This is a genomic window from Tsukamurella strandjordii (assembly GCF_039525985.1).
Taxonomy (GTDB): domain Bacteria; phylum Actinomycetota; class Actinomycetes; order Mycobacteriales; family Mycobacteriaceae; genus Tsukamurella; species Tsukamurella strandjordii.
In genome coordinates this window covers 59,155-76,428 of sequence record NZ_BAAAII010000002.1, presented here as the reverse complement: position 1 = coordinate 76,428, position 17,274 = coordinate 59,155, and the positions used below count along the sequence as shown (strand labels likewise).

The 17,274-nt window shown below is 69.5% G+C and carries 15 protein-coding genes; 7 read left to right on the top strand and 8 right to left on the bottom strand.

Features of this window, described 5'->3' with window-relative positions; all coding sequences use genetic code 11:
* The first annotated feature begins 67 nt into the window (after positions 1 to 67).
* Positions 68 to 475, top strand: coding sequence for a RidA family protein (locus ABD108_RS01125; RefSeq protein ID WP_343929013.1), 408 nt, complete (start codon positions 68 to 70; stop codon positions 473 to 475).
* Position 476: 1 nt separating this feature from the next.
* Here the strand turns inward: ABD108_RS01125 and ABD108_RS01120 are convergent, their stop codons facing one another.
* The 4 genes from ABD108_RS01120 to betT are packed head-to-tail and all read right to left on the bottom strand — an operon-like array spanning position 477 to position 6,335.
* On the bottom strand, positions 477 to 1,094 hold the full coding sequence (locus tag ABD108_RS01120; protein WP_220655980.1) for a type II toxin-antitoxin system PemK/MazF family toxin: 618 nt from the start codon (positions 1,092 to 1,094) through the stop codon (positions 477 to 479).
* Between the two features lie 20 nt (positions 1,095 to 1,114).
* A complete protein-coding gene (locus ABD108_RS01115) occupies positions 1,115 to 2,692 on the bottom strand; it encodes a GMC family oxidoreductase (RefSeq protein ID WP_343929012.1) in 1,578 nt (525 codons plus the stop codon).
* A complete protein-coding gene (locus tag ABD108_RS01110; RefSeq protein WP_343929011.1) occupies positions 2,689 to 4,206 on the bottom strand; it encodes an aldehyde dehydrogenase family protein in 1,518 nt (505 codons plus the stop codon). Before ABD108_RS01110 ends, ABD108_RS01115 begins: the two co-directional genes overlap by 4 nt.
* On the bottom strand, positions 4,203 to 6,335 hold the full coding sequence (betT, locus tag ABD108_RS01105) for a choline BCCT transporter BetT (RefSeq protein ID WP_343929010.1): 2,133 nt from the start codon (positions 6,333 to 6,335) through the stop codon (positions 4,203 to 4,205). The genes ABD108_RS01110 and betT overlap by 4 nt, the downstream gene beginning before the upstream one ends.
* Before the next feature lie 75 nt (positions 6,336 to 6,410).
* On the opposite strand from betT, the gene ABD108_RS01100 reads away from it, so the two are divergent.
* The 3 genes from ABD108_RS01100 (at position 6,411) to ABD108_RS01090 (ending at position 9,532) form a co-directional block, all read left to right on the top strand.
* Positions 6,411 to 7,049 (top strand): GNAT family N-acetyltransferase, encoded by a 639-nt coding sequence (locus ABD108_RS01100; RefSeq protein WP_220655977.1) that lies wholly within the window; start codon positions 6,411 to 6,413, stop codon positions 7,047 to 7,049.
* A 48-nt stretch (positions 7,050 to 7,097) separates the two neighbouring features.
* On the top strand, positions 7,098 to 8,966 hold the full coding sequence (lepA, locus tag ABD108_RS01095; RefSeq protein ID WP_220655976.1) for a translation elongation factor 4: 1,869 nt from the start codon (positions 7,098 to 7,100) through the stop codon (positions 8,964 to 8,966).
* Between the two features lie 170 nt (positions 8,967 to 9,136).
* Entirely contained in the window at positions 9,137 to 9,532 is a 396-nt protein-coding gene (locus tag ABD108_RS01090; RefSeq protein WP_305111755.1) for a hypothetical protein, read from the top strand.
* A 4-nt stretch (positions 9,533 to 9,536) separates the two neighbouring features.
* Here the strand turns inward: ABD108_RS01090 and ABD108_RS01085 are convergent, their stop codons facing one another.
* Together ABD108_RS01085 and ABD108_RS01080 are read right to left on the bottom strand one after the other, a co-directional pair.
* A complete protein-coding gene (locus ABD108_RS01085) occupies positions 9,537 to 9,977 on the bottom strand; it encodes a hypothetical protein (RefSeq protein WP_343929009.1) in 441 nt (146 codons plus the stop codon).
* Positions 9,978 to 10,039: 62 nt separating this feature from the next.
* Complete coding sequence (locus tag ABD108_RS01080; RefSeq protein WP_343929008.1) at positions 10,040 to 11,149, bottom strand: winged helix DNA-binding domain-containing protein; 1,110 nt, start codon at positions 11,147 to 11,149, stop codon at positions 10,040 to 10,042.
* On the opposite strand from ABD108_RS01080, the gene ABD108_RS01075 reads away from it, so the two are divergent.
* Entirely contained in the window at positions 11,148 to 12,164 is a 1,017-nt protein-coding gene (locus tag ABD108_RS01075) for an NAD(P)H-dependent flavin oxidoreductase (RefSeq protein ID WP_425579763.1), read from the top strand. The genes ABD108_RS01080 and ABD108_RS01075 overlap by 2 nt on opposite strands.
* Complete coding sequence (locus ABD108_RS01070) at positions 12,161 to 12,814, top strand: pentapeptide repeat-containing protein (RefSeq protein WP_220655972.1); 654 nt, start codon at positions 12,161 to 12,163, stop codon at positions 12,812 to 12,814. Before ABD108_RS01075 ends, ABD108_RS01070 begins: the two co-directional genes overlap by 4 nt.
* Here the strand turns inward: ABD108_RS01070 and ABD108_RS01065 are convergent.
* Positions 12,804 to 13,142 carry a hypothetical protein gene (locus ABD108_RS01065; RefSeq protein ID WP_343929006.1) on the bottom strand — a complete coding sequence of 113 codons (339 nt, stop codon included), beginning with the start codon at positions 13,140 to 13,142 and terminating at the stop codon, positions 12,804 to 12,806. The two genes, ABD108_RS01070 and ABD108_RS01065, sit on opposite strands and share 11 nt — an antisense overlap.
* Before the next feature lie 74 nt (positions 13,143 to 13,216).
* On the opposite strand from ABD108_RS01065, the gene ABD108_RS01060 reads away from it, so the two are divergent.
* On the top strand, positions 13,217 to 15,247 hold the full coding sequence (locus ABD108_RS01060; RefSeq protein WP_343929005.1) for a M3 family metallopeptidase: 2,031 nt from the start codon (positions 13,217 to 13,219) through the stop codon (positions 15,245 to 15,247).
* Positions 15,248 to 15,255: 8 nt separating this feature from the next.
* On the opposite strand, the gene ABD108_RS01055 is transcribed toward ABD108_RS01060, so the two are convergent.
* Positions 15,256 to 17,244: a glycoside hydrolase family 15 protein gene (locus ABD108_RS01055; protein WP_220655969.1), complete on the bottom strand. Its 1,989-nt coding sequence runs from the start codon at positions 17,242 to 17,244 to the stop codon at positions 15,256 to 15,258.
* Positions 17,245 to 17,274: the final 30 nt, after the last annotated feature.

Below are 17,274 nucleotides of genomic sequence, written 5' to 3'. Positions count from 1 at the left end.
GAAGCGGGGTGCCGCTTCCAGAAGGCCGAGCTCCTCTGACCCGCCTGCCGTGTGCCAGGCTGAGGGCATGCCGAGTCGGGTCGAACTGATCAGGACGGCGGCCCTGAGCGGCGTCGCCGAATACGCCTACGCCGCGACGGCGCCGAAGGAGGCGCGGCTGATCTTCCTCGCCGGATCCTGCCCGCTGGAACTGGACGGCAGCACCGCCGCCGTCGGCGACTACGCGGGTCAGGCGGCGAAGTGCGTCGAGAACCTGCGGATCGCGCTCGGCGCCGCCGGGGCCACGATGGCGGATGTGATCTCCACCCGCGTGCTGGTCGCATCGTCGCGCCAGGCGGACCTCGTCACCGCGTGGGAGGTGGTGCGCGCCGCCTTCGGCGAGCACGACGCGCCCAGCACCCTGTTCGGCGTCACGGTGCTCGGCTACGACGATCAACTCGTCGAGATCGAGGCCGTGGCCGCCGTCGTCGACTGAATCAGCTCCAGCCGTAATCGGCCCGGAGCCGCGCGGCCACGAGCTCGAACCGAGCACGGTCGAGCACCGAGCCCTCGCGGCGGATGCCGTCCTCCGGCACATCGAGTACCCGGTCCAGGCGCACCCAGGACGGGCGGCGGTCCTCGTCCCAGGTTCCGGCCCCGATCGCCAGCCACTCGCGGTCACCGTCGTGCTTGGCCTGGCTGGACAGCATCAGTCCCAGTAGCGCCGCACCGGACCGCCCCACCACGAGCACCGGACGGTCCTTGCCCTGTCCGGCGTTCGGGCCGGTGGTCTCCTCGAACTCCACCCAGGTCCACACCACCTCGCCCGGATCGGCCCGGCCGTCGAGCTGCGGGGCGTAGGCGATGGCGCGCGCCATCAGTTCCGTGCGGGTCGACGTCCGGGTGACCGGGCGGCCCGGTGTGAACTCCTTGGCCGGTGCGGCGGGTTGTTCCAGGCCCAGTGCCTGCGTCACCGTCTGCGTCACGACCTGGGTGAGCGCCTCGCGTCCGGCCCGTACGGGCGCGGAGTCGAGGACCTGGCCCGCGAGCCGGGGCCCGTGCTCGCGCGCGAGCTTGCGGGCCACGGCCGCGAACCGCGTGAAATCGTTCGCCATGTTCCCCAGGATAGGACCAATCAGCCCGCGGTGATCAGCTCCGCACACCGCTCGCCCACCAGCATCACGGTGATGTTCGGGTTCACCGTGGTGTGTTCCGGGAACACGGAGGCGTCCGCCACGCGCAGCCCGGCGGTGCCCTTCACCCGGAGTTCGGGGTCGAGCGGGGACATCGGATCGTCGACCGCGCCCATCCGCACCGTGCCGACCGGGTGGTAGACGGTGTTGTGCGTACGGCGGATGTAATCGGCCAGCTCGGCATCGGTCTGGGCGGCGGGACCGGGGTACAGCTCCCGCGCGACCCATTCGGTGAGCGGAGCCGCGGCGGCGATCTCCCGCGCCTTCCGGATTCCGGCGATCATGACGCGCAGGTCGTGGCCCTCGGCGTCGGTGAAATAGCGCGGGTCCACCTTGGGCTTGTCCCGGAAGTCCCGGGAACGCAGCCGGACGGTGCCGCGCGAACGTGCGTGCGTCACGTTGGGCGTGAGGCAGAAGGTGTTCTCCGCCGTGGGATAGCCCTGCCGCACCGTGTGCATGTCGAACGGGACGCTGCCGTAATGCATCATCAGATCGGGGCGGTCCAGGCCCTCCTCGGTGGTGGTGAAGATGCCGATCTCCCACCACTGGGTGGACTCGCGGACCATCGGCATGGTGGTCTCGAAGCCGATCACGCCCTCGGGGTGGTCCTGCAGGTGCTCACCGACGCCGGGGGAGTCGACCAGGACGTCGATGCCGTGCTCGCGCAGGTGGTCCGCCGGCCCGATCCCGGAGAGCATCAGCAGTTTCGGGGAGTCGATCGCGCCCGCACTGAGTACCACTTCGCGGGTCGCGGTGATGCGAGTGGTGCGGCCGAAGGCGTTGTCGGTGATGTCGACTCCGACGGCCCGGGGTTCCTCGCCCGTGGTGTCGAAGACCACCTGCTTGGCCCAGGCCCCGGTGCGGATCGTGAGATTGGGCCGGTCCATCACCGGATGCAGGTAGCTCACCGACGATGACGACCGCGTGCCGTCGGCGCGGCGGTTGATCTGGAAGAAGTTGGCGCCGTTGATCACCGTGTGGTCGTCGTTGAAGGTGGTGCGCGGAATGCCCACCCGTTCACAGGCGTCCAGCAGGGCGACACCGCACGGATCGTTCGGCGGCACCGTCATGATGTGCACCGGGCCCGAGCGGCCGTGGTGCTCGCCCGGAGCGTCGTTGGTCTCGATCTCCGGGTACAGCCGGTACACCGAATCCGAGCCCCAGCCGGAGGCGCCGTGCTCGTGCTCCCACGAATCGAGATCCTCACGCGGGGCCCAGAAGGCGATGCAGCTGTTGTGGGAGCTGCAGCCGCCCAACACCTTCGCGCGGGCGTGCCGCATGAACGAGTTGCCGTTCTCCTGCGGCTCGATGGGGTAGTCCCAGTCGTAACCCGATTCGAGGAGTTCCATCCACCGGTCCAGCCGCAGGATCGCGTCGTCGCCCACATCGGAGGGGCCGGCCTCCAGCAGGCACACGGTGACCGTCGGGTCCTCCGACAGGCGTGAGGCCACTGCGGCGCCGGCCGATCCGGCGCCCACCACCACGTAGTCGTAGGTCTCGTTGTCGGCGGTCGAGCTCACTGATCATCCTTCCGATCGGCGAACCATCCGGTCACGGACGGTCGCAGGTTCTCGTACACGTGCTTGGCCTCGAGGTACTCCCCGAGGCCCGTGGGGCCCAGCTCCCGGCCGATGCCCGAGGCGCCGAAGCCGCCCCACTCGGCCTGCGGCAGATAGGGGCCGAAGTCGTTGATCCACACGGTGCCGTGGCGCAGCCGGCGCGCCACCCGGCGGGCGCGGCCGCCGTCGGCGGACCACACCGCCCCGGCGAGGCCGTACTCGGTGCCGTTGCCGATGGCCACCGCCTCGTCCTCGGTGCGGAAGGTCTCGACGGTGACGGTGGGTCCGAAGGCCTCGTCATGCACGCAGGCCATCGACGGATCGCACCGATCGAGCACCGTCGGCAGGTAGAAGAAGCCGTCGTCGAGCGAACCGGAGCCCTGGTCGCCGGTGGCGAAGGCGCCGCCCGTGCGGACCACCGCGCCGTCGGCACGGGCCTGCTCGACATAGGCGTGCACCTTGTCGCGGTGCGCCGCCGAGATCAACGGGCCGGTCTCGGTGCCCTCCGCGAAGGGCAGACCCTGCCGGATGCCCTCGGCGCGGCGCACCAGCTCGTCGACGAAGACGTCGTGCACCGACTCCTCGATCACCAGACGCGCACCCGCGGAACAGACCTGACCCGAGTGCAGGAAGGCGGCGTTGAGCGCATTGTCGACCGCGGCGGCGAGACCCTCCGGCGTCGCGCAGGCGTCGGCGAAGATCACGTTCGGGTTCTTGCCACCCAGCTCCAGCGCGACCTTCTTCACCGTGGTCGAGGCGTTGGCCGCGATGAGGCGGCCGGTGATCAGGCCGCCCGTGAACGAGACCAGGTCGACATCGGGGTGGGTGGACAGCGGGGCGCCCGCTCCGGCACCCGCGCCGAGCACCAGGTTCGCCACGCCGTCGGGCAGGCCCACCGCCTGCAGGACCTGCATCAGCAGGATCGAGGTGTGCGGGGTGAGCTCCGAGGGCTTGAGCACGAAGGTGTCGCCGGCGGCCAGCGCGGGCGCCACCTTCCACGCGGCCTGCAACAGCGGGTAGTTCCACGGTGTGATGAGCCCGCACACGCCCACGGGCTCGTACACGATCTGCGAGCTCACATCGGCCGATCCGGCGTCGACCACCCGACCGGCGTCCTGCGCCGCGAGCTTGCCGAAGTAGCGGAAACAGGCGGCGATATCGGCCATGTCGATCTCCGACTCGGACAGCCGCTTACCGGTGTCCAGCGTCTCCGCGCGAGCGAAATCATCCTGGCGGCGGTCGATCTCGTCGGCGACCCGGAGCAACAGATCGCCGCGTTCCGCGGCCGGTGTGTGCGGCCACGGGCCGGTGTCGAAGGCGCGCCGGGCGGCCGCGATCGCGGCCTCGGTATCGGCGGCGGTGGCCTCGTCGACGACGGCGACCTCGGTGCCGTCGGCGGGGCAGACGATGGTGCGGGTGCCGCCCTCGGCGGCGTTGCGCCATCGTCCGTCGATGAAGAGGGTCGGTTCGGTCATGCGGGTGTCCCTTCCGGTTCGGTGGATGCCTCGGGGGTGGATTCGGGGTGTGCGTGATCGGCGGCCGAACGGCGCAGGTGCAGGTAGCCGAGGTGCCGCTCGTACTGGTCGAGGATGTCGCCGATGATCTGCTCACGGGTGTATCCGTTGAGCGTGTAGCCCTGCGAGCCCTCGGCGAGGTACACCTCGCAGCGGAAGTACCGATCGCCCGACCGCTGCGCGAGAACCGCGTAGCTCGGCGCCGGCGCCGAGACGGGCCACACGCAGTACTCGAAGTGCGGCTCGCCGGCGAGATCCACCCGGAGCGTCGGCGAGGGCAGGGATTCACTGCGGCCGGATTCGTCGACGGTGGCCGTCATCCCCTCCGAGGCGAACACCGCCGACACCTCGCGCATCGCGGGGGCGACCGTGTTCTCCAAGTACCGTTGGGTGGCGGCGCGACCCGGGTAGTGGATCGTCGAGAGCAACCGCCTGCGCCAACTGCCCGGCTCGGTGGGACCACGGCCGGCGGCCAGCGATTTCGGCAGTGCCGCACGGTAACTGTCGAGCTTGTACGACTCCGTGTGCAGTGCCCGCAGGAGCGACAGACCCACCAGGCCCAGCACGAAGGAGAAGGGCAGACCCATGATGATCGTCGCCTTCTGCAGCGTGACGATCGAACCCTCGTTGCCCGCGAACAACATCGAGAGCGTGAGCAGGCCGATGGCGAAGGACCAGAAGATGCGGATGCTGCGAGCGCAATCGGCCATCGGATCGGGCAGCTTCGAGGTGAAGTTGCCCATCACCAGCGAGCCGGAATCGGCACTGGTGACATAGAACAGCAGGCCGGTGAACGTGGCGATCGCCAGCAGGATCGGTGCGCCCGGGTACTTCTCGAGCAGCGAATAGAAGCCGATCTCCGGGGCCGATGCGGTGGCCTCCGCGAAGGCCTTGTCGCCGCGGGCCACCTCGAGTGCGCTGTTGCCGAACACCGAGATCCACACCAGGATGAAGCTGAAGGGCACCACCATCACACCGAAGATGAACTGGCGCAGGGTGCGCCCGCGGGAGATGCGGGCCAGGAAGAGCCCGACGAACGGGGCCCACGCCACCCACCAGGCCCAGAAGAACAGTGTCCACGAATCGAGCCAGCCGCTGGGATCGCTTCCGGGAGTCTCGGTGTGGGTCTGTTCCCAGGCGAAAGTGTCCATCGTGCGATCGAGGAAGGTGGCCAGGTAGTCGCCGGTGTTCTGCACGACGCCGTTGAGCAGGAAGTCCGTGCGCCCCGCCACCAGGATGTACACCAGCATCGCGATCGCCATGATCACGTTCAGCTCGCTGAGCCGCCGGATGCCCTTATCGACGCCCGTCGTGGCGGAGATGGTGGTGATGATCACCGACAGGACGATCAGCCCGATCTGCGCGGCCTTGCCCTGGGGGATGCCGAAGAGTTGGTGCAGGCCGTAATTGAGCTGCACGATGCCGATGCCCAGCGAGGTGGCGATGCCGAAGATCGTGCCGAGCACGGCGGCCACGTCGACCGCGTCGCCGAAGCGGCCGTGCACCCGCTTGCCGAGGATCGGGTACAGCGCCGCGCGAATGGTGAGCGGAAGGTTGTGGCGGAACGCGAAGTACGCCAGGGCGCCTCCCATGAGCGCGTACATCGCCCAGCCGGTGAGGCCGTAGTGGAAGACCGTCCAGGTGACCGCCTCGCGGGCTGCGTGATTGGTCTCGCCGGGGCCGACCGGCGGCGTGAGGTAGTTGCTCACCGGCTCGGCGACGGAGAAGAACATCAGGTCGATCCCGATGCCCGCGGCGAAGAGCATCGCGGTCCAGGTGAACAGGTTGTATTCGGGGCGTGATTCCTCGGGGCCCAGGCGGTATCGGCCGTACCGGCTCACCGCGATGAACACCACCACGCCCACGATCACCGTGGCCAGCAGGAAGTACCACCAACCGAACCAGGTGGTGATGAATTCGACCACGCCGCTGATCACGCCCTCCGCGGTCGCCGGGGAGGCGAGCGCCCACAGGGCGAAGGCCAGAACCGAGCCCGCGGCGGCGAAGAAGACTCGGCGGTTCAAGGAGCTCGTCGGTGTCGAATCGTCGTCTACTGGTTTCGATGTTTGTGAGGATTCAGAATCACTCATGTCGTTCAACGCTACCGTGGTTGTCGTGCAGCCGTACCCGGTCGGGGGTTCTCCCCACAGTTCAGGCGGCGAGTCGTGACCGAGATCCGCAGCTACCGCGAATCCGATCGCGACGCCCTCCGGGAGCTTTTCGAACGCGCCGGTGAGGGCTCACCGTCGGGGGAGTTGTGGGGCCACCCGCAATCCGAGCGCGCGGTCTACCTCGACCCGTACATCGAGCACTGCCCGGCGAGTCTGTTCGTGGCGGAAACCGGCGGTGAGCTGGTGGGTTACCTCACCGGATGCCCGCCGGGATCCTCGTTGCCCTCCGAGGACGACCGGATCGTCCGCGCCCTGTCCAGGCCCTCCGTGCTGGTGCGTCCGGCCACGTGGCGGTTCGTCGGCCGCGCGGCGATCGACACCGTCCGGGCGCGCGCGGAGACCGGATCGTCCGGCGAGCTGCGGGACCCGAGGTGGCCCGCGCATCTGCACATCGACGTGGCGCCGCAGGCGCGGGGCACCGGCGCCGCGGACGGGCTGATGGACGCCTGGCTCTCCCGGCTCGATGGTGCCGGGTGCTACCTGCAGACGCTGGTCGAGAACCCGCGGGCGATCCGGTTCTTCGAGCGATTCGGTTTCCTGCCGCACGGACCCACGCCGACGGTGCCGGGGGTGCGGTACCGCGGCGGACGCGTGCACCAGCTCACCATGGTGCGGCCTTTGCGCGCGGCATGAGAAACTGGAGGGTGACGTGTGCCGGGACCCCGGCCAGCCGCCCGAGGAGTGAGACCGATTCCCAGCTTCGCCGACACCACTTTCACGGATCCCTCGCGGATCCGTAACTTCTGCATCATCGCGCACATCGACCACGGGAAGTCCACCCTGGCCGACCGGATGCTGCAGCTCACGGGTGTGGTCGAGGAGCGCGCGATGCGGGCCCAGTACCTCGACCGGATGGACATCGAGCGCGAACGCGGCATCACCATCAAGGCGCAGAACGTGCGGCTCCCGTGGACGATCAAGGGCGAGGACGGCTCCGACGAGGAGTACGTCCTGCACATGATCGACACCCCCGGTCACGTGGACTTCACCTACGAGGTCTCACGCGCGCTGGAGGCCTGCGAGGGGGCGATCCTGCTGGTGGACGCCGCCCAGGGCATCGAGGCGCAGACGCTCGCCAACCTCTACCTCGCGATGGACAAGGACCTGGAGATCATCCCGGTCCTCAACAAGATCGACCTCCCCGCCGCCGATCCCGATCGGTACGCCGAGGAGATCGCGCACATCACCGGCTGTGAGCCGGAGGACGTGCTGCGGGTCTCGGGTAAGACCGGCGTGGGTGTGGACGCCCTGCTCGACCGCGTGATCGAGAAGGTCCCGCCGCCCGTCGGCGACGCGGACGCGCCGGCTCGCGCCATGATCTTCGACTCGGTCTACGACACCTACCGTGGCGTGGTCACCTACATCCGCGTGGTGGACGGCAAGATCGTGCCGCGCGAGAAGATCCAGATGATGTCCACCGGCGCCACCCACGAGCTGCTGGAGGTGGGCATCGTCTCGCCCGAGCCGAAGCCCTCGAAGGGCCTCGGCGTGGGCGAGGTCGGCTACTTGATCACCGGTGTGAAGGACGTGCGCCAGTCGAAGGTGGGCGACACCGTGACCACCGCGCGCAAGGGCGCTGAGGAGCCGCTCACCGGCTACGAGGAGCCCCGCCCGATGGTGTACTCCGGCCTCTACCCGGTGGACGGCTCGGACTACCCGGACCTGCGCGAGGCGCTCGACAAGCTGCAACTCAACGACGCCGCGCTCACGTACGAGCCCGAGACCTCGGTGGCGCTGGGCTTCGGCTTCCGCTGTGGCTTCCTGGGCCTGCTGCACATGGAGATCACCCGCGAGCGGCTGCAGCGCGAGTTCGGCCTCGACCTGATCTCGACCGCGCCGAACGTGGTGTACCGCGTGGTCGGCGAGGACGGCAAGGAACAGATCGTCACCAACCCGTCCGATTGGCCCGAGGGCAAGCTGCGCGAGACCTACGAGCCGATCGTGAAGACCACCGTGATCGCGCCCAGCGAGTTCGTGGGCACGATCATGGAGCTGTGCCAGTCGCGGCGCGGCGAGCTCGGCGGCATGGACTACCTCTCGGAGAGCCGCGTGGAGCTGCGCTACACGCTGCCGATGGCCGAGATCATCTTCGACTTCTTCGATTCGCTGAAGTCGCGCACGCGCGGCTACGCCTCGCTCGATTACGAGGAGGCCGGCGAGCAGCTGGCCGATCTCGTCAAGGTCGACATCCTGCTGCAGGGCGAGGCCGTGGACGCCTTCAGCGCCATCGTGCACCGCGACGGCGCCCAGGCCTACGGCAACAAGATGACGGTCAAGCTCAAGGAGCTGATCCCGCGCCAGCAGTTCGAGGTGCCGGTGCAGGCCGCGATCGGCTCGAAGATCATCGCCCGCGAGAACATTCGCGCGATCCGCAAGGACGTGCTGGCCAAGTGTTACGGCGGCGACATCAGCCGAAAGCGCAAGCTGCTCGAGAAGCAGAAGGAGGGCAAGAAGCGGATGAAGACGATCGGTCGGGTCGATGTTCCGCAGGAGGCCTTCGTGGCCGCGCTCTCGTCCGACGCGTCCGGCGATAAGCCGAAGGGCAAGTAGCTCGCCGGGAGGCCGTTCGCCCTCCCGATGAACCTCAGGACTGCAAACCATTCCTCATGTTTGCAGTCGTAACGATCCGTTCTCGCTGTGCGACAAGGAGATCAGCGTCACACGACGCGGGTCGCCGTACTTCGGCGGCCGTCCGAGATCGACGGGAACGGGGAGTCATCATGAGGAAGATTGCATTGGCGGCAGCATCGCTCGCGGTTGCGGGTGCCGCATCGCTGGTCACCACGCCCACGGCGGGTGCGTTCGTGCCCTTCGTCGACCTGCAGGTGACGGGCGGGATCTCGTGCAGCGGACCGCTGCCCGGCCGCGCGGAGACCAACTCGCAGACCGATCACGGCTACGTTCGCAACAACGGCAACGTGCCCGCGCAGAACGTGTGGTTGGGTTTCGGCGGCGGAGGCGGCGAGGGGCGCGCGACGCTCGCACCCGGCCAGGGCTTCGCCGTCACCCGAACGGTGCCCACCTGGGGTTGTCCGTTCCGGGCCACCTGGGTGCACACCGCCACCAGCTCGTTCGACATCAACTACACGAACAACTTCTTCGTGGCGCGGAACTGACGTCTCAGCCGAAGTATTGGAATCCGCAGGTCGGGCGCGGCTGGCTGACCAGAGCGACCAGCATCTCGCCCATCATGATGGTGCAGGTCAGTTCCGCGTCTCCGCCATCGGCGGTGAACTGCGTCGGCATCCTGTCGCGGACCTCGAAGGTCTGCTCCCAGGGCGTCGTCGCGGTCACCGTCTGCTCGGGTCCGCCGTTGATCCGGAACCGGATGGTGACGGCCCCGGCCCCGCCGATCAGTCGCATGACGGCGGTGCCGACCACCGCCCCCGGCGGTGGAGCGCTCGTTGTGGTGCCCGGCGCCGGGACGGTGTCCGTGGAGGTGGGTATCGCTGTCGCAGAAAGTGTTTCGGGAACAGTCGCCGTACCGGAGACGGTCTCGGAGCAACCTGTGATCGCCAGGCACGCGGCAAGGGCGACGGTGACGGGCAGCACGGGCCTCATGGCCGAACGGTAGCGAGCCCGGACCGGTTCCGGAGGCGAATGCGGAAACACCGCGGAGCCGGCTAGGACAAGGTCGCGTCGAGGCCGAGGAATGTTCCGTACGCGCGCGCCGCCCTGCCCAGCCGCCGGGTGTTCGCCACGGTGATCTTCGTGAAGGGCTCGATCGTGATCGCCACCTGCTTGGCGGTCGCCTTGCGGCTCCAGGTGCCCACGATCTCGCCGTCGACCACCACGATCGGCTTGAAGACGCCGTTGCGGCCCGGCACGATCCGGCTGAAGAAGGCCTCGTCGAGTTGCGGAGACCGCGAGCCGTATCCGATCACGTACTCGTCGAACGCGGGGAGGAGCAGGGGCGTCGCGAGCGCCTCGTCCACCTCGGCCGCGGTGATATCGGACGACCCCGCCGCCACCAGATAGGTGGTGCCGGCGAGCGTGATCGTCTCCAGCGCCGGCCCGGCCGCTTCGAGCCCGGCGTCCACGCTGCCCATCGCCAGGTAGCACCACTTGCCGATGTCCTGGCGGGTGACCGGGCCCCGTCCCGCGACGAATCGCGATACCGCCTCGCCCAGAGTGTGTTCCGGTTCGCGGCGGTCGGCGATCCACTCATCGGCCAGGGCGAAGGCGTCGGCCTTCGAGCGCGGATCCGCGAAGACGATCGCCATCAGCTCAGTGAGGTCGCGCAGCACATGGCCGGTCTGCGTCCCGTCGAGCGCGATGCCCGCGGCGGCGCAGGCCTCGACCAGCTCGGGCCGGGTGCGGCTGAGGCCCCCGATGAGTTCGGCGCGGATCGCCCGCTCGGCGTCCGCCATCATCGCCTCGGTGATGCCGAGGTCCGGGCGTCGCTTCGCGGCCTCGGCGCGGGACCGTTCGGTGAGGAGGGCGCTGAGCCAGTGCAGATCCTCGGGCGCCGCCACCTGGAGCGTGCCGCGGGCGGGACGGTTGCGCACGATCCGCCGCTCCGCGAGATCGCTGAGCACCGCCGCATCGTCGGGATGCTCGGCGGCGCGGAGCGACAGCGCGAACCGCACGGCGGCAGCGTCCTGGGCCTGCATCGCGAGCATGCCCCGCGCCACATCGGGTGCGGTGCGCCAGTCCCGGACGCCGGGCACGAGGCCCTGTGCGCGCAGCCGCAGGGCGCGGATCAACCGGATCTCGGGGTCGACGGTGGCCATGGGTCCGGATCATGCCACGGCGCCGGCCGGGCGTAGCGTGATCTGTGTGTGGAACACCTGGCTGACGCGCACGCTGAACATCGACCTGCCGACCCTCGGAGCCCCGATGGGCGGACGGGCCGGCGGAGAGCTCGCGGGGCAGGTGACCGCCGCCGGAGGCCTCGGCATGATCGGCGCCGCGCGGTACGCGACGCCCGAATGGATCGACGAACAGCTGCGGGTGATCCGCGCAGCGGCCGGTGCCGACGCTCCGTTGGCATTCGGGCTGCAGACCTGGTCGCTCGGCGACGGCGAACTGCTCGATGCGGTGCTGGCGGCGAAGCCGAAGCTGGTCTCGCTGTCCTTCGGTGATCCGGCTCCGTACGTGCAGCGCGTGAAGGACGCCGGGGCGGTGGTGATCTCGCAGATCAACTCGATCGAGGATCTCCGCGAGGTGGAGGCCGCGGGCGTCGACGCGGTGGTCGCTCAGGGCGGCGAGGCGGGCGGGCACACCGGCCGGATCGCCACGCTCCCGCTGTTGCAGGAGGTGCTGCGCGCCACGGATCTTCCGGTGCTCGCCGCGGGCGGCATCGGCACCGGTGCGGGTCTCGCCGCGGTGCTCGCGGCGGGCGCGCAGGGAGCCTTGATCGGCACCGCGCTGCTGGCATCGCCGGAGACCGTCGGGCCCGATTACGCGATCAAGGTGCTCCTCGAGGCGCGAAGCACTGACACGGTGTACACCGACGTCTTCGACAAGGCGCGCCATCAGCCCTGGCCCACCCGGTGGTTCGGGCGAGCACTCACCAACGACTTCACCGAGCGATGGCACGACGGCGACGGGGTCGAGGCCTCGTCCGGCACCGAGCAGGAGATCAGCGCCAGCTACGACGGTGACGATCCCCGCGGCGGTGTCGTCTACGCCGGTCAGGTTGCGGGGCTGGTCGACTCGGTGCGGCCCGCACGCGAGGTGGTCGAGTCGATCGCCGCCGACGCCGAGGTCCGGCTGCGGGCCACCGCTGGATTGTTCGACGCGTGATCAAGCTGGTGGCGCCGAAGGTGCCCGCGTTGAAGCTGGCGGCACTCGACGACGGCGATGCCGCGGATCTGGTTCCGGGGGAGACCTACGACCGATTGCGGTTCGCGGACGCCGTGGTCGAGGACCGCGATCTCGGCGGGATCACCTTCAGCGAGTGCGAGCTCGCCGACTGGGAGCTGCGCGAGACCGCGCTCGCCGACGCGGCGCTGTTGGAGACGCGCATCGCGCGGATGTTCGCGACCGGCTTCTCGGCGCCGCGGGCATCGTTGCGGCAGGTGGAGTTCGACGGTGCGCGAATCGGCGCGATGGAATTGTTCGATGCCAAGATCCGGTCGGTCACGGTGCGGGACAGCCGACTCGGATTCGTGAACCTGCGCGGCGCCGACATCCGCGATGTGCGGTTCGTCGACTGCGTGCTGGACGGGCTCGATCTCGGCGATGCCACCGCGATCCGGGTGGCCTTCGACGGCTGCTCGGTGGGCGACCTGGACGTGACTCGGGCGAAGCTGCAGCACGTGGATCTGCGCGGTCTGCGGATCGAGCGGATCCGCGGCGTGGAGGGCATCGCGGGTGCCACAATGTCGCAGATGCAGGTGATGGGGCTCGCCGAATCCTTCGCCGCCCACCTCGGCATCGCAGTCACGGATTGAACCCTATGCCGATGCGCCACGCTGCGAGCTCCGCGAGCGTGGCCCCGGCGAGGACGATCACGGGGCGAGGGCCACGTGTGGGTCCGGCCAGGAAGCCGACGGTGCCCGCCGCGACCGCCGCCACCGGACCCAGCCCGAGCAGCACAGTGCCGCCGAGCGCGCGCCGAAGCTGCCGCTGCGTGTAGTGCGGCGCGGCATCGGCGGTGATGATCACGGCGCCGCCGAAGTGGCTGAGCGACTGTCGCAGCAGGGTCAGCTGGGTGCGCTGGAGACCGACGGCGAGAACAGCGAGACCGCGCTGCCGGCAGCGGTCGATGAATCCGTTCATGGCAGTAGCCTCCCGCGGATCGGGCGCAGCGGGATCCGTGGAACTACTCACCTCGGCCCGGGTACTTTCGAAGGGTGACCGTCGATGCCGTTCTCGCCCCCAGCGCCCTTCCGTTCGCGCTCCCGGACTTCGCGGCGTTCGCCGACGCCGACTACGAGGCCGCCTTCTCCGAGGGCTTCGCGCGGCACCGCGCGGAGATCGACGCGATCGCGCAGAACCCCGAACCAGCGACCTTCGCGAATACGGTCGAGGCGATGGAACGTGCGGGACAGGATCTGGGACGGGTTGCGGCCGTGTTCTTCTCGATCACGTCGACCGACCGCACCGATGCCCTCGAAGAGATCCAGGCGAAGGTCTCGCCGGCCTGGTCCGCGCACTACGACGCGATCCTCATGGACGCCGCGCTGTTCGGCCGCATCGACGCGCTGCACTCGAGCCGCGACACCCTGGGCCTCGATGCCGAATCGCTGCGTCTGCTGGAGCGCTACCACCTGCGCTTCACCCGCGCCGGTGCCGCTCTCGACGCATCGTCCCAGGATCGGCTCAAGCAGATCAATACCGAACTGGCCGAGCTCACCACCGAATTCTCCCGCCGCACACTCGCCGACACCAATGCCTCCGCCGTCCACTTCGATTCCGCGGAGGAGCTCGACGGCCTGGACGCCGACGCCGTGGCCGCCGCTCGGACCGCGGCCGAGGCGGCCGGACGGGACGGCTATCTCCTCGCGCTCGGATACCCGCTCAATCAGCCCAATCTCGCCCGCCTGACCGACCGGGCCTCTCGGCGACGCGTGTACGAGGCATCGTCGGCCCGCAACACCCGCGGAGGCGCTAACGACACCCGCGCACTGATCACCCGGATCGCCGGACTGCGCGCCGAGCGCGCCGGCCTCTTCGGCTACCCGCACCACGCCGCGTACCAGATCGCCGATCAGACCGCCGGGACCGCCGAAGCCGCGCAGGCGATGCTCCGCGACCTCGCGGCGCCCGCCGCCCGCAACGCCGCCGCCGAGCGCGCGGAGCTGGAGACCCTCGCCGGCCACGACATCGAGGCCTGGGACTGGCCCTTCTACGCTCGGATCGCCGAACAGCGCGCACAGGCGGGAGACGGCGATGCCGGTGCCCTCAGCGACTTCCTCGCACTCGACGCCGTGATCAGCGACGGTGTTTTCGAGGCCGCGCACCGCATGTACGGACTCACCTTCACCGAGCGCACCGACCTCGCGCTGCACAATCCGGCCGCGCGTGCCTGGCAGGTGGACGGGCCCGACGGTGCGCCGGTCGGCCTGTTCGTGGGCGACTACTTCGCTCGGCCCAGCAAGCGCGGCGGCGCGTGGATGACCAGCTTCGTCGATCAATCGCACCTGCTGGACGCGCTGCCCGTGGTGATCAATGTGTGCAACTTCGTCGCCCCGCCCGCCGGCCGTCCGGCTTTGCTCAGCCGCGACGAGGTGCGCACCGTCTTCCACGAGTTCGGCCACGCCCTGCACGGCCTGCTCTCGGACGTGACCTACCCGTACTTCTCGGGCACCAGCGTGCCCCGCGACTTCGTCGAATTCCCCTCGCAGTTCAACGAGATGTTCGCGGCCTGGCCCACCGTGCTCGACGGTTACGCCCGGCATCACGAGACCGGAGCGCCGCTGCCGCAACAGCTCCGGGAATCGATTCTCGAACCGGGCACCCGCGGTGAGGGATTCGGCACCGTCGAATACCTCGGCGCCGCCATCATCGACCTCGCCTGGCACACCCTCGCGCCCGGCACCGTGATCGACGACGTCGCCGCCTTCGAAGCGGCAGCGCTCGCCGACGCGGGACTCGATGTGCCCGGCGTGCCGCCCCGCTACCGCGGCCCGTTCTTCAACCACATCTTCTCGGGCGGCTACAGCGCCGGCTACTACAGCTACATCTGGTCCGAGGTGCTCGACGCCGACGCCGCGGCCTGGTTCACGGCACACGACGGTCCCACGCGGGAGAACGGCGAGCGCCTACGCGCCGCCGTCCTGTCCCGCGGCGGCAGCGTGGACGCCTCCCAGGCCTACCGCGACTTCCGGGGCGCCGATCCGGAGATCGGGCCGCTGCTGGAGCGGCGCGGACTCACCGGATAGCCCCTCCGCTACGGCGTGTGGTGCGCCGGGAGGAAGGCCGACGCGTCGTGCTCGGACTCCTCCGCCCGGATCACGTGCACCACGGCGTTGATCAGCGCCAGGTGCGTGAACGCCTGTGGGAAGTTGCCCAGGTGCTTACCCGACTTGGGATCGATCTCCTCGGCGTACAGCTTCAGCGGCGACGAGTAGGCCAGCAGTCGCTCGCACAGTGCCCGGCCGCGCGCCACCTCGCCGATCTCCACGAGCGCGGACACCAGCCAGAACGAACAGATCGTGAAGGTGCCCTCCTCGCCGGACAGGCCGTCGTCGGTCTCGTCGACGCGGTAGCGCAGCACGAGGCCGTCCTCGGTGAGCTCGTCGGCGATGGCGATCACCGTGGCCCGCACCCGCGGATCGTCGGACGGCAGGAACCGCAGCAGCGGCACCAGCAGGAGTGAGGCGTCGAGCGAATCGCTGCCGTAGCGCTGCGTGAACACGCCGCGCTCGTCCACACCGTGCTCGAGGATGTCGGCCTTGATCACGTCGGCCTGCTCGGCCCACTTCGCGGCGTAATCGTCCTCGCCGTGCATCGCGGCCAGTTTCGCGCCGCGATCGAGGGCCACCCAGCACATCACCTTCGAGGAGGTGAAGTGCTGCGGCTCGCCGCGCACCTCCCAGATGCCGCGGTCGGGCTCGCGCCAGTACTTCAGCGTCTCCTCGACCTGCTCCTTGAGCACCGGCCACAACGTCTCCGGGATGCGCTCGCTGGACTTGGTGTTCAGGTACACCGAGTCCAGCATCGTGCCCCAGATGTCGTGCTGGCGCTGGTTGTAGGCGCCGTTGCCGATCCGGACCGGCCGCGCACCGTCGTACCCCGACAGGTGGCCCAGCTCCTCCTCGATCAACGTGCGCTCACCACCCACGCCGTACATCACCTGGAGCGGGTGCCGCTCGCCGTTGTTCGCGCCGGAGACGTCCGCGATGAACGAGAAGAAGTCCTCGGCCTCCCGGTCCAGGCCCAGCGTGTACAGGCCCCACAGCGCGAAGGTGGAGTCGCGCACCCACGCGTACCGGTAGTCCCAGTTCCGCTCGCCGTGCGGCGTCTCCGGGAGCGAGGTGGTGGACGCCGCGAGCAGCGCGCCGGTCGGCGAGTACGTGAGTCCCTTGAGCGTGAGCGCGGAACGCTGCAGGTAGGAGCGCCACGGATGGTCCGGGAACTGGCCGCGGTTGATCCACTGCCGCCACGACTCCGCCGTCGACCACATCTTCTTCGCGGCCTCGGCGAAGGTCTGCGGCACCGGGTGCTTGCTCCACGACAGCGCGACGAAGACCTCGTCGCCCTCCTGCATACGGGTGTGCGCGCGGGCCTCGCGCCCCTCCAGCCCCAGCCGCATGTTGGTGGTCAGCTTGAGCTCGGGGTGCAGGTCCGTCTCCGACCGCGCCTTGGCGACCGCCTCGCCGTACCCGTCCGACGAGTACTCCCACTTCGCGCCCGCCCGGTTGTAGTCGAAGGCCGGCTCGCAGTTCAACTGCAGCTCGACGGTGCCCGAGACGCAGCGCACGGTGCGCAGCAGGATGTGCTCGGCGTCCCAGTCGGTGGGGGTCCGACGGTGCGTGCGCGAGCGGGTCTGCGTGTCGTGCCACGGGCCCATCACCAGCGCGTCCCGCACGATCATCCAGCCCGTGGACGTCTGCCAGGTGGTCTCGAGCATCAGGCTGCCCGGCAGGTACCGACGGTCCACCGGCACCCGCACGCCGTACGGCGCGAGCCGGAACGAGCCGGCGCCGCGATCGAGGATCGCGCCGAAGACGCTGGGGGAGTCCGGGCGGGGGATGCACATCCACTCCACGCTGCCGTCGCGGGCGATCAGGCAGGTGTTCTCGCAGTCGGAGAGGAAGGCGTAATCGTGGATCGGCGGGAAGGCGCTATCGCTGACGGCCGCCGCCGAGACTTCGGCCGCCGCGGCCGCCACCACGGCATCAGTCGGCTCCACTGCTGGGTTCTGCTTCGAGGCCATGCAGACCATGATGAGGCACGACCACGGTGA